Annotated in this window: 23 protein-coding genes and 1 riboswitch; of the genes, 2 read left to right on the forward strand and 21 right to left on the reverse strand. The window is 44.7% G+C overall.

The features are described from left to right. Positions 1-90: 90 nt before the first annotated feature. From MHI01_RS04310 to MHI01_RS04320, 3 genes are all read right to left on the reverse strand, one after another. A complete protein-coding gene (locus MHI01_RS04310; RefSeq protein ID WP_340982606.1) occupies positions 91-1,356 on the reverse strand; it encodes an ABC transporter substrate-binding protein in 1,266 nt (421 codons plus the stop codon). An 85-nt stretch (positions 1,357-1,441) separates the two neighbouring features. Further along, a complete protein-coding gene (locus MHI01_RS04315; protein WP_017688600.1) occupies positions 1,442-2,326 on the reverse strand; it encodes an AraC family transcriptional regulator in 885 nt (294 codons plus the stop codon). 117 nt (positions 2,327-2,443) lie between these two features. After that, the gene (locus tag MHI01_RS04320) at positions 2,444-3,439 is read right to left on the reverse strand and encodes a LacI family DNA-binding transcriptional regulator (RefSeq protein WP_340982607.1); all 996 of its coding nucleotides are present in this window, start codon (positions 3,437-3,439) and stop codon (positions 2,444-2,446) included. A gap of 164 nt (positions 3,440-3,603) precedes the next feature. On the opposite strand from MHI01_RS04320, the gene MHI01_RS04325 reads away from it, so the two are divergent. Next, on the forward strand, positions 3,604-4,029 hold the full coding sequence (locus MHI01_RS04325; RefSeq protein ID WP_076249399.1) for a MaoC family dehydratase: 426 nt from the start codon (positions 3,604-3,606) through the stop codon (positions 4,027-4,029). Between the two features lie 68 nt (positions 4,030-4,097). On the opposite strand, the gene MHI01_RS04330 is transcribed toward MHI01_RS04325, so the two are convergent. From MHI01_RS04330 to MHI01_RS04385, 12 genes are all read right to left on the reverse strand, one after another. Further along, complete coding sequence (locus tag MHI01_RS04330) at positions 4,098-5,288, reverse strand: aminotransferase-like domain-containing protein (RefSeq protein WP_076317962.1); 1,191 nt, start codon at positions 5,286-5,288, stop codon at positions 4,098-4,100. A 179-nt stretch (positions 5,289-5,467) separates the two neighbouring features. Next, entirely contained in the window at positions 5,468-6,616 is a 1,149-nt protein-coding gene (locus MHI01_RS04335; protein ID WP_315371617.1) for an NAD(P)/FAD-dependent oxidoreductase, read from the reverse strand. A gap of 6 nt (positions 6,617-6,622) precedes the next feature. Next, positions 6,623-7,342, reverse strand: a complete 720-nt coding sequence (locus tag MHI01_RS04340) for a methyltransferase domain-containing protein (protein ID WP_127548355.1) — start codon at positions 7,340-7,342, stop codon at positions 6,623-6,625. Continuing rightward, on the reverse strand, positions 7,329-8,486 hold the full coding sequence (locus MHI01_RS04345; RefSeq protein ID WP_340982608.1) for a type III polyketide synthase: 1,158 nt from the start codon (positions 8,484-8,486) through the stop codon (positions 7,329-7,331). Before MHI01_RS04345 ends, MHI01_RS04340 begins: the two co-directional genes overlap by 14 nt. Before the next feature lie 230 nt (positions 8,487-8,716). After that, positions 8,717-9,601 carry an alpha/beta hydrolase gene (locus tag MHI01_RS04350; RefSeq protein ID WP_340982609.1) on the reverse strand — a complete coding sequence of 295 codons (885 nt, stop codon included), beginning with the start codon at positions 9,599-9,601 and terminating at the stop codon, positions 8,717-8,719. A gap of 164 nt (positions 9,602-9,765) precedes the next feature. After that, positions 9,766-10,458 carry a hypothetical protein gene (locus MHI01_RS04355; RefSeq protein ID WP_101314060.1) on the reverse strand — a complete coding sequence of 231 codons (693 nt, stop codon included), beginning with the start codon at positions 10,456-10,458 and terminating at the stop codon, positions 9,766-9,768. A 105-nt stretch (positions 10,459-10,563) separates the two neighbouring features. Further along, complete coding sequence (locus tag MHI01_RS04360; RefSeq protein WP_076249404.1) at positions 10,564-10,917, reverse strand: MmcQ/YjbR family DNA-binding protein; 354 nt, start codon at positions 10,915-10,917, stop codon at positions 10,564-10,566. 142 nt (positions 10,918-11,059) lie between these two features. Continuing rightward, the gene (locus MHI01_RS04365) at positions 11,060-12,466 is read right to left on the reverse strand and encodes a DEAD/DEAH box helicase (RefSeq protein WP_036608186.1); all 1,407 of its coding nucleotides are present in this window, start codon (positions 12,464-12,466) and stop codon (positions 11,060-11,062) included. 117 nt (positions 12,467-12,583) lie between these two features. Beyond that, positions 12,584-12,898: a DMT family transporter gene (locus tag MHI01_RS04370; protein ID WP_100528056.1), complete on the reverse strand. Its 315-nt coding sequence runs from the start codon at positions 12,896-12,898 to the stop codon at positions 12,584-12,586. Further along, positions 12,898-13,236, reverse strand: coding sequence for a DMT family transporter (locus MHI01_RS04375; protein ID WP_100528055.1), 339 nt, complete (start codon positions 13,234-13,236; stop codon positions 12,898-12,900). The genes MHI01_RS04370 and MHI01_RS04375 overlap by 1 nt, the downstream gene beginning before the upstream one ends. A 102-nt stretch (positions 13,237-13,338) precedes the next feature. Further along, positions 13,339-13,439, reverse strand: a riboswitch (guanidine-I (ykkC/yxkD leader). A 70-nt stretch (positions 13,440-13,509) separates the two neighbouring features. Continuing rightward, a complete protein-coding gene (locus MHI01_RS04380) occupies positions 13,510-14,139 on the reverse strand; it encodes a pentapeptide repeat-containing protein (protein WP_076249406.1) in 630 nt (209 codons plus the stop codon). Positions 14,140-14,150: 11 nt separating this feature from the next. Next, on the reverse strand, positions 14,151-14,915 hold the full coding sequence (locus MHI01_RS04385; RefSeq protein ID WP_036670812.1) for a methyltransferase domain-containing protein: 765 nt from the start codon (positions 14,913-14,915) through the stop codon (positions 14,151-14,153). Positions 14,916-15,367: 452 nt separating this feature from the next. Here MHI01_RS04385 and MHI01_RS04390 point away from each other — a divergent pair, with 452 nt between their 5' ends. Next, positions 15,368-16,087 carry an AraC family transcriptional regulator N-terminal domain-containing protein gene (locus MHI01_RS04390; protein WP_445744894.1) on the forward strand — a complete coding sequence of 240 codons (720 nt, stop codon included), beginning with the start codon at positions 15,368-15,370 and terminating at the stop codon, positions 16,085-16,087. Between the two features lie 177 nt (positions 16,088-16,264). Here the strand turns inward: MHI01_RS04390 and MHI01_RS04395 are convergent, their stop codons facing one another. From MHI01_RS04395 to MHI01_RS04420, 6 genes are all read right to left on the reverse strand, one after another. Further along, positions 16,265-17,344, reverse strand: coding sequence for a threonine aldolase family protein (locus tag MHI01_RS04395; protein WP_340982610.1), 1,080 nt, complete (start codon positions 17,342-17,344; stop codon positions 16,265-16,267). Next, positions 17,341-17,763, reverse strand: a complete 423-nt coding sequence (locus MHI01_RS04400; protein ID WP_036670809.1) for a MarR family winged helix-turn-helix transcriptional regulator — start codon at positions 17,761-17,763, stop codon at positions 17,341-17,343. Before MHI01_RS04400 ends, MHI01_RS04395 begins: the two co-directional genes overlap by 4 nt. A gap of 418 nt (positions 17,764-18,181) precedes the next feature. Next, positions 18,182-19,900: an ABC transporter ATP-binding protein gene (locus MHI01_RS04405; protein WP_340032913.1), complete on the reverse strand. Its 1,719-nt coding sequence runs from the start codon at positions 19,898-19,900 to the stop codon at positions 18,182-18,184. 2 nt (positions 19,901-19,902) lie between these two features. Then, complete coding sequence (locus MHI01_RS04410) at positions 19,903-20,277, reverse strand: hypothetical protein (protein WP_282321519.1); 375 nt, start codon at positions 20,275-20,277, stop codon at positions 19,903-19,905. A gap of 175 nt (positions 20,278-20,452) precedes the next feature. Then, positions 20,453-21,394, reverse strand: coding sequence for an alpha/beta hydrolase (locus MHI01_RS04415; protein ID WP_340982611.1), 942 nt, complete (start codon positions 21,392-21,394; stop codon positions 20,453-20,455). 57 nt (positions 21,395-21,451) lie between these two features. Beyond that, the gene (locus MHI01_RS04420) at positions 21,452-23,578 is read right to left on the reverse strand and encodes a serine hydrolase domain-containing protein (protein ID WP_340984825.1); all 2,127 of its coding nucleotides are present in this window, start codon (positions 23,576-23,578) and stop codon (positions 21,452-21,454) included. Positions 23,579-23,630: the final 52 nt, after the last annotated feature.

Consider the following 23,630-nt stretch of genomic DNA (forward strand, 5'->3'; position numbering starts at 1 on the left):
GTGCCGGGGCACGTCAAGGGAAAGTGACGCAGCAGGGGGCGAAAAGGCGGTAAAAGATGCACTTCAGTGAGTTTTGAGACATGTCCTAAGCTAATCCACTTCCAGCTCCGGAAATCTCAAGGTAACATCACGTTTGATTCGCTTTACGACTTCATCTTTGGTCTGAATGTCCTTATTGAGATATAACTGGAGTACAATCTTGTAGATATCATTGTTAATCGTGGCATCATATTTGGTGCGTTCGTATACAGGTACCCGTTTTGCAGCCTCCGAGAAAAACTCGAAATGCTTTTGTCCTCCCAAATAAGATGATGAGAGAGACGGGGCAAGTTCATCATTCACAACCATGTTACTGGTGAAATAATCCTGTTCTTTCGCTAACTCGGATAGAAAATCGTGGTCAAAATTATAGAACTCAATAAACTTCCAGGCCAAATCCTTTTTCTCACTTTTACTGTACATCGCGATATAGGTTCCACCTGAACTAAAGGCTGACGGTCCCTGTGCCAAGCCCCACATGCCTTCGGTATCCGGAGCGTTTGCCTTGAACGTATATTGCAAACCCCAGGTTGCCCCGGGATAAAACATGACCTCTCCTTTTTGCATGGATGCAGCGTAACCGGCACTTCCATCTTCATACTCGGCAAGTACATTCCGCTCACGTGCTTCACGTACAAGATCGAGCACTTCCAAGTACGTTGGATCGATAACAAGTTTGCCGTCCTTCACCCAAGGTATACCATCATATGAATTCGATATAGCATTCCAATTCGCCAATGCATGTACTTTATTCCCGCTAAGTTGCTGTACCTTCTCTCCGATCTCGAAGATCTTCTCCCATGTATCGATCTGTGAACCCACCTTCTCAGGATCATCGGTGCCCAGATATTTCTTCGCCAAATCCCGACGATAGTAGATGCCCCCTGGTGTTCCCTGATAACCTATCGCTCTGACATTTCCCTCACTGTCCTGTTCATTGGCCTGAACAAAAGCATATTGTTCCTGGATAAGTTCATTGGCGTTATACGGCGAAGCTGATAAATTCTCCAGATATGGAACGTCAATCAGCTCTCGAATATTCGCATTTTCAATCATAAATACATCTGGAGCCTTCGAGGTTGTCTGTAGCGCAGATTTCAGCTTGGTGATATAGAAATTACCGGGGATGTTGACAAAGTTCACTTTGATGTCAGGATATTTCTGTTCAAATTTCTCGATGGCGTACCCTGCTTCATCTGTAAAACTCCACACGGTAATCTCCTGTTGCTTGGTTTGATTCGATGGGCTGAACTGACAACCAGCTAACAACATCGCTGCACATACCAATACAATAGTTGGCTTAAACCACTTCTTCATAGGCCCCCTCCTTCAAAAAGGAAACGCTTACAATTTATTAGAGTATATTGATTTTGGAGAGGGCTTTCTCCACAAATATTGTGCATTACCCTCCATATTTTGTGATATTCGTACGATGTTTCTTACGAAATTCGGACGGTGTGCAGTCATTATATTTTTTAAAAAGACGATTATAGGAGTTAACATTGTTAAATCCGTGTCCGATCGCAATCTCCAGAATCGTATCCTGACGGAACAATAAGGCCCACTCGGACTTGATAATTCGAAAATGATTCAAGTATTCCATCAGTGTTACTCCCTTGATCTCTTTGAACAGCTTGCAGACATGGAACTTGCTGAATTTAATATGTTCCGCCACCTGTTCCAGCTTAATGGGCTCAGCATAGTGCTCCTCCAGGTATTCACAGACCGATTCAAGGAATTCAAATTTTTTGGAGGAAGTACATGCCCATCCTGAAGATGAAGATTCATCGGTGGTAACCGGTACTTTGGTACGTAATAAAAGTATGATGAGATCATACAACCTAGATACCATTAACCATCGGTATCCCGGCTTCTGATTTTTCTTCTCGGTAATGATGTCATCTATATATTGAGTCAGATTGCTCTGACTTCCCGTATTCGAGGGAATAACTGTTGTTTTGTTGAAAAGTTGTCCGAGATCCTGAATTTCGGCTTCGGTCGTGAAACTCCCGGTTAACAATTCGAGTCGGAACAAGATAATGGTCAAATGTTCGGTCCCCGGCAAAAAGCAGTGTACATCCCCTGGTTTGATCAGCAACACATCCCCCTTTTCTAACTCACACACGTGGTCGTTCACGCCAATTCTGGCGCTCTTACCATTGACGAGAACCAGTTCAACCTCATCATGCCAGTGTGCAGCATAATTGAACTGATTTCCTGTATGAATTACCCGAATGGGAAAACCTTCTTGCATATGGCCTGTCTCCAAAAAAGTGGGTACGCCCATCGTATCAACCTCCATTTATTTCCAATGCAAAATACTCCTCGTCTTTATATTATGCATTAATGGCTACTCTCCTTTCTTTTTAAGAATTTAAAATTCTATAGAATACAAAAAAACTCCTCAACTCAGGTTGAGGAGCCGAACAGAATCACGTTCCACGCATTGGATGTCCAGTGTATATAACGTCTCTACGATCTCTCCATTCAGCAGTTGGAAGAGAACATGACCTGCAAGCTGGCCTGCATCCCTCTTCGGCTGACGAAATGTGGTTAGAGGTGGATTCATGTACTGAGATGCAGGTATATTGTCAAAGCCAATTACGGATAACTGCTCAGGTATTGAGATATCATGCTCCCTGAAGGCTTCCAAGCCGCCGATCGCCATCTCATCATTTGCAAAAAATACAGCGGATGGCAACTCTCCTTCAAGCAGTTTCTTGGCTGCATCGTACCCATCTTGCTTCATGTATTGTCCGCCAATTTTCCATTCGGGGTTCTCTTCGATACCTGCCTCCTTCAGGGCTTTCAAATAACCTTGATAACGATGGAGATTACATTCCGATTGTGACGGGCCACTAATATAAGCTATTGTACGATGCCCTTTATCGATCAGATAACGGGTAGCCAAGTAACCGCCTTGCGTATCACTCATCAAAACCTTTACAATATGTTGAGCATCCAGATCCCGATCCATGACAACAATCGGAAACCCTGCTTCAGATGCTTCAATCAGCAACTGATCTTGAATATTCTGAGCAATAACAATAGCTCCGTCAATTCTTCGTTCACGAATGTAACGATGGGCTGTCGACTTCTCTCCACCCAACGAACTACATACGATCATATCGTATCCATGACTCATAACGACGGTTTCTATTCCGTTCACCAAATCCGAGAAATACGGACTGGACATGTCATGGACAATAATACCAATGGTTTGTGTACTATTTCGTTTTAATTCCGATGCAGGACCATGCTTAACGTAATTGAGTTGACTCGCTGCCTCAAGTACTCGGAGTCTTGTCGGCTCACTTACATTCCCTTTATCGTTGAGTACGCAAGATACGGTCGAACTAGCTACACCAGCCATCTTGGCTACATCTTTAATCGTTGTCATCATATATACTCCTCAAAAACAGTTTCATCTGTTTAGTTCATTATGGCAGTAACACAGCAATACACACGGGATAGTTCACTAGCATTTTAACACGTCAGTCCAGTCATGTCTCTTAGCAAAACATCAACTACGAAAAAACATATTTAAGAAACCGAGGTGCCTTCATGAGATTTAGTGAATATGTAATAGGTCAGCGTTACGAAACCACATCCTTGGCATTATCCAAGCGTGATATTATTGAGTTTGCCACAATCTATGATCCACAGTACATGCATTTGGATGAGGAAAAGGCCAAACAAGGCCGATTCGGCAGTTTAATTGCTTCTGGCATGCAAACGATGAATATCTCCTTTAAATTATGGATTGAGGTTGGGGTCTATGGAGAGCATGTCGTGGCGGGCACTGGAATGAATAACATTCAATTCCTGAAACCGGTCTTTCCGGATGATGAACTTCATGTCATTGCAGAAGTCATTGGGCTGACTCCCAGACGAAAAGGAAATGGGATTGTTACAGTGCTGCTGAGTACTTTCAATCAGAAGAATCAAAAGGTATTTCAGGCAGAATTAAGTGCTTTAATCGATAATTAAGGCTGAGAAAAAGCTCAAAAAAGCCGCCAATTGGCGGCTTTTCGTAGATATATCACATTGAAGCATTTTTAAGCGTTATATCCTTTCAATACCTGCCCCAAAATCTCTACACCCTTGACAATCTGTTCGTCTGAAGGGGTTGAGAAATTAAGTCTGATGGCATTACAAGGGTCTTGCTCGTTCACCAGGAATGCATTTCCCGGTACAACCGCAACCCCTTGTGCTGCCGCTGTCTTGGCATAATCAAGCATTGGCACATGTGCTGGCAGATCACACCAGAGGAACAGTCCACCATCCGGTTGGGTATAGGTAATGGACTCACCCATATGCTCTTGCAGCTTGTCCATCATCAATGTTGCTTTTCTCCGATAGACCTCACGAATGCTGTTAATGTGCCCCGCGTAATCATACTCTGTCATGAACTTATATGCCAGAATCTGTGGAAGCATGGCCGTATGTACGTCTTCTCCCTGTTTGGCAACAACCATCTTCTCCACGACTTCATGGGGCGCTTGTACAAAACCAACGCGCAGTCCTGCCGACAAAATTTTGGAGAATGATCCAACATAGATGACCAGACCCTCATCATCCATAGACTTGATGGTTGGCACATCGTCTCCATTGAATCGAAGTTCTCCGTACGGGTTATCTTCCAAAATCATAACGCCATACTTCTTAGCCAGCTCGTATATGGCCTTACGTTTTGCAAGACTCGTTGTTACACCGGTAGGATTCTGGAAACTTGGGATCACGTAGATCATTTTCACATTAGGCTCCGTTTGCAGCGCCTGTTCCAGCTTCTCGATATCCATACCGTCCATCTCCATCGGAACACCTGCAAGCTTTGCACCAGATGCCCGGAAGGAGTTCAGGGAACCAATAAAGCTCGGGCTCTCACAGATGATCGTGTCCCCTTCATTACAGAATACTTTACAGGCCAGTTCAATCCCCTGCTGCGCTCCAGATACAATGAACAATTGATCGGATGGTTTACCTGTATCAAAACCTGTCTTCAAATGTTGAGTCAATGCTTCCCTGAGGGGAACATATCCTTCCGTAATCCCATATTGCAGAGCTGTGACGGGGTCATGCTCCAGAATGGATTGAGTGAATGTGCGAATCGCCTCAATAGGAAAGGTTTCCGGAGCAGGATTTCCCGCGGAGAATGGAATCACATTTTGCCCCGAAGAAGCCTTCAGAATCTCACGAATAATGGATGGTTGCAGTGCTGCGATACGATTGGAAAATGAATAGTTCATCTTAAATAGTGCCTCCCGACATTTCATCTGAATTAACTCTCTATCATTACATTAGATTCTATTATACGAGCATTTCCCGAATTTCCAAACTGTCTCCACAAAATTAATGCTTGTACGCCAAAAAAGAGGCCGCCGTCAGCAACCTCTTTCGCATAAGTATTGAGCAAACATTCAGCCTGTTAGCGCGCTGCGTTCATCTCGGATAGCCGTGTGGCCTTCACAACATAAGCGGCTAGACCGGGGATCATCCGAGCCAGACCAGGATAGAATTTATTGGTTTTGGCAAAAGCCAGCTTTTGAATTCTTCTTGCGCGTCTGAGCAATTGAGTGAATTCCCGGCTTGCTTCCAGCGTGTAATTACTCTGCCAATCGGCATGTTCAATGTCACCTTGCAGGTACTTGTCAGTCCACCTTGCACACAGGAGTGAGGAGCGAAGAGCAATGGACATTCCGTCTCCACATAAGGGTGGTATCATCAGCATGGCATCCCCAATATGCGGATATTGGGACCACGGCTCAGGAACGTTGGACAGATGCAAGGGCGCAATCGACACTTGCGTTCCATCTACAGGTTTTCCCTCGGCTAAACGGGCTGCCAAGCTCACGTTTGTCAGGGATGCCGCCTGTAAAATATCGTTTACAGACTTGCCACTTCCCTGGACGGTATCCAGTGTCAACAATGCGGCGACATTCACAATACCATCCTCAATCGGAGAAATGCCCACGTAACCACCCTCGCAAAAATATAACTCTACCCGTGCGGGAATCTCTATCCCGCTGAAGTGGGACTTAACGCCAACGTATACGGTTTGGTCCCGCAGATCAGGTGCGGAAGCCATCCCGCGCGGCTTTTTGGTCCCATGTGCCCCGATAACGGCTTTGGCTCTGTAGCTGATCCGCTCATCTCCCTGTTTCACCTGAACCTCATAACTGGCATCCTCAAGCTGCTCGATGCTCGTTAAGGTCGCTTTGGTCACAATCTGGGCTCCGGCCTCCAGAGCCTTCTGATGCAAAATCTGGTCCAGCTCATATCGACTTATGCCATATGCGAATCCCGGCAGCGGTGCTTCGATCACTCCGCCTTGTGGCATAACGATTTTGGCATGATCCATCGTGCTAGGTTTCTTCGACTGGTCCAGTAGGTGAATGTCCAGAACTTCTAACATCTCCTTGGTTTCGGGTGACATGAACTCACCGCAGGTTTTGTGCCGCGGGAACTCCTGGCGATCCAGCAGAAGGGTCCGATGTCCTTTCCCTGCCAGTTGCATTGCACATGTACTGCCGGCAATTCCGGCTCCGATGACAATCACATCTATCGATTTCGACACGTAAGATCACCTGCCTTTCGTGGGAATTACAACAGAATAACGGAATAAGGGCTTCCATTCATAGGTCATCGTATCATGATTGAGACGTTGTTTAAGTTCCTTCCAATCCCTCCCTGTAAAACCTTTGGCTACGGAAAGAGGCCCATCATGACGAATATAACGATTGCGCGAGATCATCCGTGTAGTAATCCAGACCGCCTTATAGGATACGGGGTGGCGGTGAATATCATTAATAACGACACCGTATCTGGATGCTCTTAGCATATGAGAAACCATATCAACCAGCTGATCTCCGTCAAAATGATGTACAAACTGGGAACCTGTCACAATATCTGCTGAAGCATCCGGCAGTTGTGTAAGATCGGCACGTTGTACCCGGACTCGGGATTCGTCACGGAATAGTTGTCTCGCTTCATCACACGCTTCTTCCGTCAGATCAACCAGCGTAATTTCAAGCTGAACACCCTGACGATCTGCCCATTGCAGTAGTTTCTGGTTCACATCTCCTGAACCTGCCCCCACATCCAGCAAGGTCAGCTTATTCGGCTTACCGACTGAGTTCCACAACTTCTCTACACCAGCCAGAGTTGGGCCAGGTGCTGCAAATATTTTGTTAAGACGTCTCAGATGTCTAAGCGCTTCACGCAGCTCCTCCCCTCCCAGAGAGAAGTCATCCATCAGTTCATCTTCCTTGGCTCGAATGGACAATGTTCTAAAAAAGGACATGATCGTGCTCCTCCATCACTGAAGATAATGAGGGGACATAAGTGAATTTCATCAACTCTGCGGTGAGTCCCGGTCCAAATGCCATGGCTACACCATCTGTGGAGGATTGACCCTGTGCCTTCATGTCCTCACGCATCGCGTTCAGTACAAACAGAATGGTATTGGAAGATAAGTTACCATACGTTCTGAGGACATCCCTGCTATACTTCGTTTGCTCGTCTCGCAACTTCATTACATTCTGCACAGAGTCCACAATCCCGCGTCCTCCCGGATGAATGGCCCATAGTTCAGGAAGCTGTTCACTTTGCAATAAGAGACGCAGTTCCTCTTCCAGATGAACACCTAACAGCTTCGGAATACGAGGGGATAGATACAGGTCATACCCCAGATTCCCCACCTCCCAGGTCATATCTTCAGTCGAATCCGGAAGAAGCACAGAATAACCCGTTCCCAGACTCAAATAATTCTTGTGCTGAGATTCTGGTGTGCCCACTACACAAGAAGAAGCAGCGTCTCCGAAGAATGAAGCTGCAAACAGCGCTTCCCGATCTTGTACGGGCTGAAAATGAATGGTGCACAACTCTACACAGACCACAAGGACCTGTGATCCGGGAGCTCCCTGCACCACATCTCGTGCCATCTGAACGGCTTTCAGCCCTGCGGCACAACCCTGAAAGATTAGCGGCAGTCGATTAACTCGGGCAGACAAACCCAAATGACGGATGAGCATAACATCAAGACCCGGCAGATACTGACCGGTGCAGCTGACCGTGATGATATGTGTGATGCTCTTTGGAGATACGCCTGAATCTTCCAGGGCTTTCTCTGCCGCCTCAATCCCGAGTGGAAGCGCCTCTCGCTTGTATGTATTCATTCGTTCTTCGGTTGTCGGGATGTCTGATCGCTCACCAGAGGGCAGATAACGGCATTCTTCCAGTGAACCCAGATAGCTCGGTTCCACGGTATATCGTGTTTCAACACCACAGGACTTGAATATTCGCTTGGCAAAACGGGCCAAATCTGGCCGATCCTGAAGAGAAGAAGCGATTAATTCTGCAATATCTGACTGCGCTACGGAGTGAGCAGGTAGAGCCGTCCCCATGCCAAGAATCGCGATATCGGATGGACTGTTATATTGGTTCATAATAAACCTCCTGGTATTGGTCATTATTTCCTCTAATTTAACAACTCTTACCCTTAACGATATCGTTATAATCTCAATAAGGCTCCTAATCTAGTTTATTAACACATCCGCAAGCTCAGAAGCTTGGTTTCGCCAAGCCATTGAAGCAATCACACCAATGAACGAAAAAAAGCCGCCATTAGGCGGCTTCAAGGTAACCAGATTCCTACTAAGCGTCATTCTGATACACGTTATTTGGAAAATGCTTCTATGATCTTGTCACTCATTCGGTACCAGGCATCCTCAGCCATCTGGAGATCCCCAGAATGCGTAAATCCATGAGCGGCTCCCTCGTACTCCTTAAGTGTCACCTTCACACCGCTTGCTTCCAGCCTTGCTGCATATGTTCTTGCTTCTTGGGCCAGTGAATCTTTCTCCGCGGTAATGATCAATGCTTCTGAAAGTCCCTCTACTGATGTTGCAAGCACAGGTGAAGCCAACGGGTCTTGCGCCTCTTCTGACGTTTCAAGGTACATAGCATTGAACGTTCTGGCGATATCGGCTGGAATGGCTTCTGCAAAACTCGGTTTCTCGGCCGGATCTGTAGCCACATCCAATACGGCATAATCCATAATTTGCAGAACAATTGGCAGCTCGCTACCTCGTTGCTGATTCAGTAAACACACTGCTGCAGCAAGATTACCACCAGCGCTATGTCCCCCAATAGCGAATAGAGACGGGTTAACCGAGAAGGATTGCGGGTTGGCATGGACCCACTGTACAACGTCGTAACATTCATGAACCGCCGTTGGGAACTTGTGCTCTGGTGCAAGACTGTAATCGATATTAACGACCACACAATCAGATCGATCAGCAATCAAGCGACACCATGGATCATCCATCTCTGCTTGTCCCAAGATGAAACCACCCCCATGCATATTAAAGAAGACCGGCAGAGGCGCGGAATGCTCCCTATCCGGTGTATACACAAGTACACGTGTATCCCCTTTAATTGTAGGAATCATGACTTCTTTTACTGTGACCGCATACGTGGAACTGGGTTGAAGAGCTGCACCTGTACCGACGACATTTTGACGCATACGTTGTACCATTGCCAATTGTTGTTGTTGATCCATAGATATCACTCCTTTAGTGGATTGCCAATACGCCTTCTTCCGTTGTCACTTTAAGTATAGATGACACTTGTCTATTCCGTCATGTGCAAATCATTTGATATGTATTGATCAACATGCTGAAACGTCAACCAAAATTACCTTCCCCTGCTCTTAATGCTTCAATGTTAACATTCAGTGCCAGGAGATTGGTTTGGGTCCGTGCTTGTTTCCTTTTTTTTGTGGAACATCATCCAGCCCCCCATCAAACAAAATAAAACGCTGCACCCCATGCCAAACAAGCTACTGGTTTTTAATGCAAGAGGTGAGCCTTGCATGGTAAGTAACGTCGCTTGGGTCACCACGATGGATACCATCGCATCGGTGAAGTTAATCATTTTCAATGTAGATATGATCGGGTTATGGAGATGACGGTTCGCCCAGGTACCATACACGGCAAAAACCAGCTTGGTAAAAGCAACTGTAGATACGATATACACGATGTTACCCTCATATATGAAGGCATCGCCGATTAGATACATTCGCAGGCAGACCATCGAATAGGACACGCCTAGTAAACACAGGAACAGACCTCCGCGCTTATATACCGTAAGTTCTAATCTATATCTTTCTTCGGGAGAGTCCATTCTCTTGGTAACTGTATATTTATGGAGCACTTGTCCTTTTGCCACACACAGAATCAGATAATATACAGCATTTGTAATGAACCATCCCGAAAGCAGATATATGCCCAGGATTAACTTGCCTATCCCTGTTACAGCATTGATAACAAGGGAAGCCACATTAAACAAGGCCGTTCGATCTTGTTTATTTCCAAGGTAATGCAACCAAATGGACTTCAAATATGTCTTCATTTTCATAGGATATTCATTCTGTTAGAGAAGCAGACCATTAGCCTTTTCACCTACCTCTTAAATGTCAATAACATGATGAATGAGGTGTAGAGAAAGTGGTATATGTTCTCCTCATTCGGCCAAAGACTCCCGAACGCTTTTTGGAAGGGATTTGACAACCATATCATACGAGTGATCGATCATGACATAGACATCTTCATCGGACAATGAACCATCCAGCGTAATGGTATTCCAGTGTTTTTTGTTCATATGATATCCTGGTCGAACCGCTTCATGCTGCTCTCTCAGGTTCTCTGCAATAATGGGATCACATTTTAAGTTTAATAGACCATTTTCTTCTTTGTCTTCGAAAAGTAATGCGAATATTTTCCCTCCGACCTTCATCGCGACTGGATCAGGCCCAAATGGATAATCCTTGGTCGCACCTTTCTTCTTCAAACTGTATTCAATCATCGTATCCTTCAAGTCAGTACCTCCCTTTCACCAGTGGACGATATAATGATACCGAATGTAAGTTCGTATGTAAATAAGCTCGTTGCACATAAAAGCACATAATAAAACCTCCTCCAAATGAATGGAGAAGGTTTTATCTGGATTTATTTAGATCTTAATTGGCTCTATCATTCCTAGTTTTGCTGCTGCGGCTGAATGAGCCATGGTTAGATTTACTGCTACTACTGTTTGATCTACTGCTATTGGGTCTACCGTCGTTTGAACGACTACTGTTTGATTTACCACTCTTGGCAAACCATTCGGATTTGGGCTTGCGTGCCGGGTTAGCTTTGGACTTCGCCGGTTTGCCTGCAGCCGATTTGTTGAACGAAGGTTTACTGCCTGATGCTTTGCTGGTTTTATCAAACACAGGTACACCTGTCATTGGATACGGATGACCTTTTACTTCAGGAATCGTCTTTTTGATTACTTTCTCGATATCCTTCAGGAATGGAAGTTCGTCCTTCTCGCAGAACGAGATGGCCATCCCGCTTTTGCCTGCTCGACCTGTACGGCCAATACGGTGAACATACGTTTCCGGAATGTTAGGCAGGTTAAAGTTAATGACATGTGAAAGTTCCTCTACGTCAATTCCTCTTGCCGCGATATCCGTCGCAACTAATACACGTGTTGCACCACTCTTGAAGTTGTTCAGTGCCCGTTGTCTCTCGTTCTGAGACTTGTTGCCATGAATAGCCTGTGCCGTAACATTCGCTTTGGCCAAATCACGTGTAACCCGGTCAGCGCCGCGCTTCGTGCGTGTGAACACCAATGCCGTGACGATGGATTTATCCTCCAAAATTTGGTTCAACATATGTTGCTTCTTGCCGTTTTCCAACAAATAAATAGACTGCTCAATGCGGTCTACCGTTGAAGATACCGGTGTGATTTCTACTTTGACTGGATCAACCAGCAGGGTTTTAACCATTTTGGTGATTTCAGGAGGCATCGTAGCTGAGAAGAACAGCGTCTGCTTTTTGTTCGGCATTTTGGCAATGATTCTTTTCACATCATGAATGAAGCCCATGTCTAACATCCGGTCTGCTTCATCCAAAACGAGAATCTCAACCATCTTCAGATCAATACGTTTCTGGTTAATCAGATCGTTCAATCTACCAGGCGTTGCGATAATAATATCTGCACCTTGATTCAACGCACGCTCTTGCACTTTTTGCGAAACGCCGCCAACGATTGCCGTACAACGAATGTCCGTATACCGGCTATATACCTTGATATTATCCGCGATCTGAATAGCCAGTTCTCGTGTTGGTGTCAAAATTAATGAGCGAATATGTCGTGCGGACTTCGATCCTTGCCCTTTGGATCTTTCGCTTAATAATTGAATGATCGGCACTGAAAATGCTGCCGTCTTGCCTGTTCCTGTCTGTGCACATCCCAGCAGATCTCTGCCAGCTAATACAGCTGGTATGGCCTGTTCCTGTATAGGGGTAGGATTAGTATAGTTTGCTTTGCTTAACCCTTCCATAATAGAGGGGATAATATTTAAGTCCTTAAATGTCATGTTGTCTCCTTCATTTACGCACATCTATCAATAAGACGCATCTTTTATTTCACACGTAACGTATAAGGATACCATTAAAAACGCAATTTGTACATTATCTTTTTAAAATCACTTTGTTTAACTGACCAATTTAAGACCAACTGCCGATCCGAGCACCATAGCGATAAACAGAATTCGTAGGGCATTTCGAGGTTCTCCATAAAACACCATGCCCAGAATGGCACCACCGGAGGCTCCGATTCCCGTCCATACGGCATATGCTGTCCCCATCGGAAGAGTTTCCATTGCAATGGACAGGAACATGAAGCTTAAACCAAACCCGACTACCAATAGAACCAGTGAAATGAGATTACGGTCTTTGTGCAACTTGTTTATCATCAGCACTCCGATCATCTCAAATATACCTGCCAAGATAAGAAATACCCAGTTCATTATAGCTGCACCTCCTTATTCTTCTCTTTACTCAGCATTTTAAGACCAATTACGCCGAGTAAAAGTACACCAATCAGCACCATTTTTCCGCTTTGAACAGTCGCATTAAACAGAACAATCTCTGCAAGTACCGTACCAGCGGTACCCAGGCCAACGAATACGGCATATACGGTTCCCACAGGCAGTGTCCGCGAAGCTGCAATCATCAAGGAGAAACTAATGATAATTGCAACCAACGTAAACCCCCATTCCAGCAGACCACTGGCATGTTTCAATCCAATGACCCAACCCACTTCAAACAACGCAGCAATTACAACCGACATCCACGTTTTATTCATTCTTGTAACACTCCTTCTCTACTACATTTTTTTGTACAACCCGTAAGGTACATTAGCGAAAAAACAAAAAAAGCCCGGGAAACAAACTGCATGTAGCAGTTCATCTCCCAGGCTTTTATCCCTCCGTGGCACAACCAACAGGTTGCGGGTTTTCTCTCGGACCAGACCGACATATCCATCGCGGAACCCTAGAAAACCTGTTTTTATTCTAATGTGTCTCCAATTATACACACTTCCACTATCTTGGCAACCCCGTAAGTGTGATCACGCCATTTATTTGATAATCAAACCCATTAATCCTACAAATGTGGCGGCTTGATGTGGTGAAATCACACAACCGTTGAGATCTTCCATGGTCAGCACCAAGGAGTCAAATTCGCAATCGCTAAGATCCAAATCCTTCATTTTGGTCCCCGTTAAGGAAGCTTGGTCGATGTTACATTGACTGAACTCCATTTTTTGCAGTGCCAGATAGGCAAAGTCCGCACCAATCAATGTACATTCCGAGAAGGAGACCTGTTTCAGATGGGCAAAACGGAAATTGCTGTAGTCGCCTAGACCATGAAGGAAACTGACATTTTGCAATCGGCTATTGGAAAAATCAGTTCCGACAAACTTGCAGTTATGCCATTCGATCCGGTGCATGAAGGCACCAGAGAGATTGACATTGGAGAAGTCGCAGTGTTCGAACCTGACATCGGTGAATTCAAATTGTTCCAAGGTAGACTCCGAGATGGTCACATGTCTAAATACAACATTTTCAAAGGAAACCTTACTCGCTTCCTGTTGATCCAATGTAATGTTCTCGATCAGTTTGTGTTTGTACTCCACTTTGGATTCCAGGAATGCAATCGTTTCCGGTTCGAGCAACTGCTCCTGAATCTTGGGTTTGTCCATTTTCATCCCGTATTCCCCTATTCCTTAATAGCTACAACTCGCAGTCGGCTTCTGTCCAGATACCACTGTCCATCCCGCATCAGTTGTGGCTGTACTTTTTTCTCAACTGCTTCCATAATAACATCCTGTTCCGCAGGTGTGATACCACTGAATAAATACTCCGCGAAGCTGGTCAACCACTTTCTGGCACCTGGCTTGAACGGGGTAAATTGATCCACATGCTGAGCCAGACTAACTCGAAATCCGTGTTGCTCCAGAAGATTAGCATATTCGCCAATGGTCGGGTGATACCACGGATTCCGTCCTTCCCATTTGTATCCACGGGCATCCAGTTCTTCCTGTACCGCTGTAATTAATATAGCCGTGTTACCATTTGCAGCAAACTCAGCCACGAATCGCCCGCCCCTCTTGAGCGCTAACTGTATTGATTGTACTACAGCTGGAGCATCCTTTATCCAATGCAGAACGGCATGAGAGAAGACCGCATCAAACGGTTCTTCTGTCCGATAATGACAAGCATTTGCTACTTGAATATTCATATCAGGGTATTTCTGTTTAGCTTGCCTAATCGTCTCTTCTGAAAAATCTATACCTGTTGGCAGCGCTCCTGCGGCTGCAATTTTGGCTGTCAGTTCGCCATTACCGCAACCTACATCAAGAATACGTTCACCTTGGGATGGCTGGAGCAATGATAAGATAGGTGTGCCCTGTAACGTAGCAAAAGGAGCGGAATGACCACTCGATGATTCGTTCACTTGACCGGATGAATGTCCGTTATTCATAGATTATAATCTCCTTCTCAATTAAGGATCTAATGTATCTATAATAACTTCAATATAAGAGAACTGTCAATTCACTCATCAGATCACTATAAAAAAAGCCGCCGAATGGCGACTTTAACATTAAGAATTCGGATCAACTGAGATTTTGTTAGCCCACATATTCCATATTTCATACTCTCCTTGAATTTGTTCTGTAAACTGATGTTGTCTCGACCTCTACGGTAACTAGCTCTAACCAGCATGTGAAGTATATCTCTCGATGTACAGAATTTTCTTCATACTTGATCTGTGATTCGAGCCTGTCAATCAAAATTTGCCTCACATGGTTTGATAACCACTTCATCACCTTACTCACCAACTTTTCGAATAAACTTTAATCGCTTGGCTCTGTTAACATACTCTTAGTATGCCGAGTCATGGGTTGCAAGCGGTATATCAATCGTCTTAATTGATTGCCTGATCCTCTCAGGCCCTCTTCCAATTACCTGATTGCTTCCATGAATCTCCCGGTCATCGGGCAGATTATCAAGGCATCCGCCGATGCACCCTACTTAAGTCTCAAACTCGAATTCACACCGAACCAAATTCTCGAAGTACTTAACGAATGCAATATCAAGGTAACATTCAACGAAAACGCCAGACGAGCCATGTTTGTAGGTCAGATGGAATCGTCCATTCAGGACGCTGTACTCCGACTTGTTCGATTGCTGGATACGCCGGGAGAGATACCGTTTCTGGCTCCGTTGTACGTTAAAGAAATCCTGTTCCGTCTCCTTCAAGGACCTTACGGAGGAGAACTGGCGCAGATTGCGGTTGACGGTAGCAGCACTTATCGGATCAGAGAAGCGATTGAGTACATCGTTCATCATTGGGAACAGCCATTTCGCATTGAAGATCTGGCTGAGACCGCCAGCATGAGCGTCTCTTCATTCCATCGTCACTTCAAAGAGATCACAGCTATGAGCCCATTACAATTCCAGAAACAATTAAGATTACAGGAAGCCCGGCGACTTCTGATGGCCGAATCTGCTGACGCGGCAGATGTAGCGTTCCGGGTTGGTTACGAGAGTGCTTCTCAATTTAGCCGCGAATATGCACGCATGTTCGGTGCGCCGCCAAGAGCCGATATCCGACGGCTGAAAGAGAAATATGACATGGCCTTGAGTGAGTAACCGAGTATTCACTCTCTATCTCACAACTATCACACAAAAGGCAAACCAAAAAAGGACAACCACAATGAGTTGTCCTTTTTTCAGTATCAGAATTCTGCGTAATATCTTTTGGAATTTTCAAAATACTCGTATTTATGAAAGGAAATCGGAGCTGTTCTCCTTAATTTTTGAACAAGATTAGACCAATGCTTCGACCCGTTCTGGCACGTGGATCTCTCCGTGCAATAATTGAGCGATATCACGAGTCAGTGCATCCACATTCTCTTGACGAGTTGCCCAGCTGGTGCAGAACCGCACCGCACTGTGTGTATCGTCAACCTTTTCCCAGAAGGTGAACGTATAACCGTTGCGTAATTTCTCAAGCAAACGATCAGGCAGAATCGGAAACTGCTGGTTGGTTGGTGAATCGTACAGGAAGCGTACCCCCTGCTGTTCAAGTGAGTCATGAATTCTCAAGGCCATATCTATGGCATGGCGAGAAATATCGAGGTACAGACCGTCTTCGAACAACGTTTCGAATTGGATACCTAGCAATCTGCCTTTGGCAAGCAGGCCACCTTTTTGTTTGATCATATAACGAAAATCAGGTTTCAGTGCATCATTCAGGATAACAACCGCTTCTCCCATCAATGCGCCAATCTTGGTTCCCCCGATGTAAAACACATCACACAAGCGAGCAAGATCAGCAAGTGTCATATCGCAAGCGCGTGAAGCGAGTGCATATCCAAGACGTGCTCCATCCACGAAAAACGGAAGACCACATGCTCTGCTCACTGTATGCAATGCTTGCAGTTCTGCCTTGCTGTACATCGTTCCATTCTCCGTTGGTTGGGATATGTAGACCATTCCTGGTTGAACACAGTGTTCCGGCGACGACTCATTCATGTGGGCATCGTAGACTGCTCTAACCTGCTCAGGGGTGATCTTTCCGTCCTCGCTTGGAACTGTGAGTACCTTATGTCCCGTAGCTTCAATAGCTCCCGTCTCATGAACCGCAATGTGTCCCGATGTCGCAGCAATCACACCTTGATATGGACGCAAAATAGAGGCAATTACCGTTGTATTCGTCTGTGTGCCACCAACCAGGAAGTGAACATCAGCTTGCTCATTGTCACAAGCCTGACGAATAAGCATTCTCGCCCGTTCGCAGTGTCCATCCGTGCCATACCCGCTCGTCTGTTCCATATTGGTTTCCATCAGTCTTTGTAAAATGCGTTCATGCGCACCTTCGTTATAATCACATTCAAATCGTATCATCGTGTGGTCTCTCCTGCCTTCTTGTTCAACTTCTCTTGTATGTTCATCATGGAGGTGTATACCTCTTGAATCTCTTCTTCATTCAATTCTTGCATCAGCTTCAGGATCTGTTGATCGGATCGGTCATTCAATTGGGCATACAGTTCCTCACCCTTGGCTGTCAGACGAATCAGACTGACCCGGCTGTCGGCCGCAGAATCCACTTTCACCAGCAGTCCTTCCTTGGACAGCTTGTTCACAATTCGGCTCATGTAACTGCGATCAATGGTCAGTGTATCTACCAGATTGTTCGCAATGCTCTCCCCCCGAATTCCAATCTCAATAATGACTCGTACTTCTGCAAACGAATACCCTGTTCCAAGAATATGCTTATCGAGTACACCAAGTATGTTGGTATAAAAACGGTTAAAACGTCGCATGTCAGCCAGTATATCTGGATTTATGTACTGAGAGTCGATGTCAAACCCTCCTTTTTAGTGGACATTGTCAACATTATAATAATCACGTTAGTGGACGTTGTCAACATTATATTTTACATAGCATTTTATAACTTCATTTTTAATATCCAATCAATAAAAAAAGCCGCGCATATGCGCGGCAAGGTTTACTTGTTTTAGTACTTTATCCAGATACTTAGTCAGCTGCTTAAGTTTCTATATAAATTGACTAAACATTTACACAAAACGGAGAGGACAGAAATAACCTGAAGAAGCGGAGCGTTCGCCTTTATCCCCGGATTTCCCCTTTAGATAAGAGGAATAAAAAAATCTGGGGATAACAGCGATCGGAAGGTTGTTCTGTCATCGAAGTGGCTAGTGTAAATTCAATTTACATGGATTAAGAGTGACTATATTGCACCTGATGAAGACGGCTGTATATCCCTCCAGCGGCGACCAATTCCTCGTGGTTACCCTGCTCAGCGATACCATCTGTGTTTACTACGATAATTCGATCTGCATTCTTGATAGTTGTCAGTCTGTGTGCAATCACAAGTGTAGTTCTGCCCACCGACAATTCAGCGAGTGATTGCTGGATCAGTGCTTCCGTTTCCGTATCCAGCGCAGAGGTTGCCTCATCCAGAATAAGAATGGGTGGATTTTTCAAGAACATACGAGCAATAGATAACCGTTGCTTCTGTCCTCCGGATAGCTTGACTCCACGCTCGCCAATGACCGTATCCATGCCATCAGGCAACGTGAGAATCAGTTCCTCCAATGAGGCACGACGGGCGGCATCCCAGATTTGTTCATCCGTTGCACTCAGATCACCATAAGAAATATTCTCCTTAATGGTACCCGAGAACAAAAATACATCCTGTTGAACGATTCCGATATGCTTGCGCAAGGATTGAAGCTTAACGTTACGAATGTCGACGCCATCCACAGTGATACGTCCCTCTTCTACCTCGTAGAATCTGGGCAGCAGGCTACAGATCGTCGTTTTGCCTGCACCCGAAGGACCAACAAAAGCAACCGTTTCCCCTGGTCGAACAGACAGACTGATATCACTTAGAATTCGCCGACTGGATTCATATCCGAACGAGACGTTCTCGAAGCGAATATCACCCTTCACACTTTCGAATTCAACGGCGTTTTTGCTATCCGCAATCTCAGGTTCTGTATCAATGATCTCCAGATAACGCTTGAAACCAGCGATACCCTTTGGATAACTTTCAATGACGGCATTGATTTTCTCGATCGGGCGGAAGAAGATATTGGACAGGAGCAGAAAGGCCATAAAGTCACCCATATTGATTCTGCCATCGATATAAAACCAAGCCCCGCTGATCATGACAAACACCGTAACAAGTCGCATCATCATATAACTGACCGAGATACTTTTCGCCATCGTTTTGTAGGCAAGCAGTTTGGTTTTACGGAAATTCTGATTATCCACCGCAAAAAGTTCTTTCTCATGTTCTTCGTTGGCGAACGATTGCACAACACGCATACCCCCGACGTTGTCTTCAATACGCGCATTGAAATTGCCGACGTCTCCGAAAAGTCGCCGATACGTCTTTGTCATGCGACCACCAAATACGATAATCACCCAAGCCATAATTGGGATAATGATAAAGGTAAGCAGCGCAAGCTCCAGATTAATGTTAGCCATCAGCCAGAACGATCCGATTAATGTCATTATTGCGATGAACACATCTTCAGGTCCATGGTGAGCAACCTCGCCGATATCATTCAGATCATTCGTAAGATGACCAATTAAGTGGCCTGTTTTACGATTATCAAAGAACCGGAAGGACAGCTTCTGCAAGTGAGCGAACATCTTCTCACGCATGTTGGTCTCAATGTTAATGCCCAGCATATGTCCCCAATATGTAACTACATAGTTTAATACGGTATTAAGTGCATAGATGGATAACAGCACAACACAGGCAAGCATAATGAGAGGCCAATCCTGACCTGGCAACAATTCATTAATGAATTTGCTGACGGCAAGGGGGAAAGCCAACTCCAGAAGACCTGCGAGTACAGCGCATCCAAAATCAATCAAAAACAGTTTTTTATAGGGACGATAATACGAAAAAAAACGGCGAATCATACTTATTCACTCTCACTCTCCAGATCCTTATTGGGGTTTACATCTTCATTTTGCAGCTCGAACAGATGGATATACTCGTCGATGACCTGATCAATAGCTTTTAACTCCCCACTGATCACCGGGCGAATATGTTCATACTCCTCCTGTCCAAGTTGTCGGACAAGCGTTGTTCTCCGATTCTGCATTTGTTCCAGAAAAACAAGAATTCGGCCGCGACGGAATGTCTGCGCACCACGGCCCCGTTTTCCCTCATGTTCACCATGACCTCTTCCACGTCTGGAACGTTCACCACGTTGCTCACTGTCACTCATATCGCGTCTCGGACGCTCACCTTGACGTACACTTCCATCCATCTCTTCGATAGGACGATCTCTCATTTGTGCCACCCCCATTACGTGTATACATATGTATACAACGTGTTCATGTATACGATTGTATACGCGACAAAAAGAAGTGTCAACCTAAATTTTCCAATAGATAACGAAGTATGTATATTCACCATCTCCCTAACAGAAAAAAGCCGCGATTTCGCGACTTCTTTTGTTGGCGACACTATTTTATCTCACTCATAAACTTTCTATATTCTTGAACCATTTCTTTGGATCGGGTGTGATGCAAATAATGTTCTCCCTCAAATGTCATCACTTTTCCATGTACAGAAGCTTTGACTTGCTCTTCATGTAATGGTATCCATCCTTCCGTTTCGGTATCATTCGCTTGTAAGAAGAAAATCACAGGAAGATCTTTGGGGAAGGACAGGTTCTCAGCTTCTTTGAAATTAGGACCAAAGTTTTCACCTTCATTCAGGTTGTTCGGATTAAACGTATTTTTGAGTGAAAGTATTCTAATTTGTTCTCTGGTTTCTTCATCAACATCGGGTGCAATCAGTTGATCAGGGGCCAGTTTCATTAACAATCGGTAGAATCCTGATTTTTTAAGCAGTTTGTACGTTTCGGTTGGAAATGGATCATCATTACCTCCCTGCGTTGGGACACTGCTCTCAATTCCGACAAATGAACTTACTTCGTTTGGATATTTATTCACATAATCCAGGCCGTATATCCCTGAAATCGAGTGAGCCATAAGCGTGTAATTATGAATACCAAGTTGCTGTAACGCTTCATGAATTTCACTAACCATATTTTCAGTGGTACGCTCTTTTTCAGTAATGTCACTTAATCCATAACCGAAAGGCTCAATGACAACAACTTTGTAAAATGGAGATAACTCATCGATAAGCGGTTTGAAATCAAGGGCTGGGGCAGGTGTTCCGTATCCAGGAAGCAATACCACCGTTTCTTTGCCTGTTCCTTGAATCAACACATTCATGTTTTTCCCGTCAACTGCTACAAACTGACCATAGGGATTTATTTTCCCTTCTTCCGATTTGTTGCTAAATACATTAACAATAAAAACAGTGGCAATAAATAATGCAAAAGCGATAACGATGGCTCCGAATATTTTGAGCAAAATGATTAATATTTTTTTCATCATGATGGTTCTCTCCTGTTGAGTTCGTTTGGTGTTCAGCCGTTTGGAAATCCATTCATTTTATTTTTTTAATGAAATTTCGAATTTGGAACCAACCTCACCTGCAAATACAATACGGCCGTTTTCTGGTAAAACAACATTATTCTTACGGCTGACCACGCTGTGATTAATACAAATTCCGGTCTGGTCATAGACAGCAAAGGCTCCATTTTCAGGCAACTTCACTGTCATGACTTTTCCTTTCGCAGTAGCTGGTACCGAAAACCATTTGGCATATCCATCTGCTTGAATGGTTGTTGCGGATCGTTTACCCGAATAGATTGGTTTCACCATTTCCTCACTAGCGTATACATAACCTGAAAATGTAAGATACTCTCCTCCGTTCTTTTTGGAGAAATGAATGTCCATCGTATCACGTCCGGCAGTACCCGGAATCTGCAATTGATTGGCTGCTTCGTTGGCTCCAATAATCTTATTATTGGACATATACCCCGGATTCTCTTTATTCAACTGAATAGGCAGGATCGATGTAGCATTAAGATAGAGCATTGATGTGTATTTCTCATTCACCAGATAATATTTTTTACCATCGCGCTTTGCCCATGCAGCGTTAATCTCCTTGGATAATTTATTGGCTTCAAGCTTCTCCCCATTATATTCTGAGAAAGCCAGCTGTCCGAGTCCTGGAACGGATATATAAGATCGTGACCACAAGTAGGTTTTCCCATTTTTCTCCACAACGAATTTCAACTTGTCTGTACCTTCGTTATTAACAAAAGTACCATCTGCTGTATAGGTGTATTCTTGAGCCGGATTACTCGGAGCTGTAAGTGAAGATACAGTCATTTTTCCAGCCGTATTTATTTTGATCTTCATAACCGAATTATTGCCGCCATATATACCTGCATACTTGGATATTCCTTTAGGCATATTTGCCTTCACAGGTACGCCAAATGATTTTTCTGGCTTCCGCTCTGTAATGATGTCCTTTTCCTCAAGTGCACTGAGTAATAATTCATTCGCAATGAAATTATTGGTTAAGCTTGACCCGCCTGAAGAGATAACGGCTGCAGCCATATTGTATTCCGGAAGTACCACTAATGAGGACTGATAAGATAACGTATCTCCACCTTTCATAACGGCCTTAATGCCGTACTCGTTGAATGGGAACAAGTTCACACTATCCCACCCCAACCCATAAGACATCAGCGTATCGCTATCCTCTGGCCACATACCTCTTCTATACTCTTCTTGCGCCATAGCTTCTACAGACTTACTGGAAAGAATACCATCAACTTCTCCCGTGAAGATTCTTGAAAATTTGACCAGATCTTCAGCGGTGGAATACAGACCTCCAGTACCGATGATATTATAATTCTCTTTGGGAAGTGGTCCCTCATAAAAAGGGGAATAGATTGCCGCCATGTCTGACGGATTAACCACATCCTGTGGTGATTTGGTATGTTTCATATCCAAAGGCTCCGTGAAATACTTGTGTATAAATGCGGTATAACCGATGCCGCTCACTCTTTCGACCAGAATCTCGGCTAACGTAAAGCCATCGTTGCTGTAGACTGAGTATTCGCCGGGATCTGCTTTCAGGTTTTGATTCGCCAATTGCTCCAGAAACGTATCATGTGAATACGTGTCATTATCTCCGTACAATGTGGCATTGCTGGTTGAGGTGCCCAGAAGACCGGAGGAATGATTCAGCAACATACGGGGTGTGATCTGTTTGTATCGGTTATCTTTCATTGTAAAGTCAGGCATATAGTTCACAACAGGTGCATCCAAATCAATCTTGCCTTCGTCAACCAGCTTCATTACAGCGGCTGTAAGCATCATTTTACTGGTTGAACCAATGCCATAGACGGTGTTCGAAGTAAGAGGCACCTTATCGTTTATATCGTTTTTGCCCGTTTGACCGGACACCACAATCTCTCCACCATCGATGAGCGCATATTGCAGACTCGTCGTACCATATGTCTCGGTCAGTAATTTGGCTTTTTCGATCACGGCTTTCTTTGTTGTCTCATACGTAAGGTTGCTGTTGTTCATGGGAGTCGGTGCGGCCATTGCAGACATTGGGGCAAGTATCGTCAGCATGAGAGTCACAGCAGCTATAGTATTTCTCTTTCTTGCTCTCCTCACACTCATCTTCAGTTTTGTTACCTCTCTTGGTTTCATTCTTGCATCTACTCCTGTCTTCATCATTGTGTTAAGCCACCTTAACGTGGGC

The sequence above is a fragment of the Paenibacillus sp. FSL M7-0656 genome (assembly GCF_038003225.1).
GTDB classification, from domain to species: Bacteria; Bacillota; Bacilli; order Paenibacillales; family Paenibacillaceae; genus Paenibacillus; species Paenibacillus amylolyticus.

Excerpts from the sequence above, each read along its gene's own strand:
- MHI01_RS04310 (WP_340982606.1), bottom strand. The coding sequence starts at position 1,356 with ATGAAGAAGTGGTTTAAGCCAACTATTGTATTGGTATGTGCAGCGATG.
- MHI01_RS04315 (WP_017688600.1), bottom strand. The coding sequence starts at position 2,326 with ATGGGCGTACCCACTTTTTTGGAGACAGGCCATATGCAAGAAGGTTTT.
- MHI01_RS04320 (WP_340982607.1), bottom strand. The coding sequence starts at position 3,439 with ATGACAACGATTAAAGATGTAGCCAAGATGGCTGGTGTAGCTAGTTCG.
- MHI01_RS04325 (WP_076249399.1), top strand. The coding sequence starts at position 3,604 with ATGAGATTTAGTGAATATGTAATAGGTCAGCGTTACGAAACCACATCC.
- MHI01_RS04330 (WP_076317962.1), bottom strand. The coding sequence starts at position 5,288 with ATGAACTATTCATTTTCCAATCGTATCGCAGCACTGCAACCATCCATT.
- MHI01_RS04340 (WP_127548355.1), bottom strand. The coding sequence starts at position 7,342 with ATGTCCTTTTTTAGAACATTGTCCATTCGAGCCAAGGAAGATGAACTG.
- MHI01_RS04345 (WP_340982608.1), bottom strand. The coding sequence starts at position 8,486 with ATGAACCAATATAACAGTCCATCCGATATCGCGATTCTTGGCATGGGG.
- MHI01_RS04350 (WP_340982609.1), bottom strand. The coding sequence starts at position 9,601 with ATGGATCAACAACAACAATTGGCAATGGTACAACGTATGCGTCAAAAT.
- MHI01_RS04355 (WP_101314060.1), bottom strand. The coding sequence starts at position 10,458 with ATGAAAATGAAGACATATTTGAAGTCCATTTGGTTGCATTACCTTGGA.
- MHI01_RS04365 (WP_036608186.1), bottom strand. The coding sequence starts at position 12,466 with ATGACATTTAAGGACTTAAATATTATCCCCTCTATTATGGAAGGGTTA.
- MHI01_RS04370 (WP_100528056.1), bottom strand. The coding sequence starts at position 12,898 with ATGAACTGGGTATTTCTTATCTTGGCAGGTATATTTGAGATGATCGGA.
- MHI01_RS04375 (WP_100528055.1), bottom strand. The coding sequence starts at position 13,236 with ATGAATAAAACGTGGATGTCGGTTGTAATTGCTGCGTTGTTTGAAGTG.
- MHI01_RS04380 (WP_076249406.1), bottom strand. The coding sequence starts at position 14,139 with ATGAAAATGGACAAACCCAAGATTCAGGAGCAGTTGCTCGAACCGGAA.
- MHI01_RS04385 (WP_036670812.1), bottom strand. The coding sequence starts at position 14,915 with ATGAATAACGGACATTCATCCGGTCAAGTGAACGAATCATCGAGTGGT.
- MHI01_RS04395 (WP_340982610.1), bottom strand. The coding sequence starts at position 17,344 with ATGATACGATTTGAATGTGATTATAACGAAGGTGCGCATGAACGCATT.
- MHI01_RS04400 (WP_036670809.1), bottom strand. The coding sequence starts at position 17,763 with ATGCGACGTTTTAACCGTTTTTATACCAACATACTTGGTGTACTCGAT.
- MHI01_RS04405 (WP_340032913.1), bottom strand. The coding sequence starts at position 19,900 with ATGATTCGCCGTTTTTTTTCGTATTATCGTCCCTATAAAAAACTGTTT.
- MHI01_RS04410 (WP_282321519.1), bottom strand. The coding sequence starts at position 20,277 with ATGAGAGATCGTCCTATCGAAGAGATGGATGGAAGTGTACGTCAAGGT.
- MHI01_RS04415 (WP_340982611.1), bottom strand. The coding sequence starts at position 21,394 with ATGATGAAAAAAATATTAATCATTTTGCTCAAAATATTCGGAGCCATC.
- MHI01_RS04420 (WP_340984825.1), bottom strand. The coding sequence starts at position 23,578 with ATGAAACCAAGAGAGGTAACAAAACTGAAGATGAGTGTGAGGAGAGCA.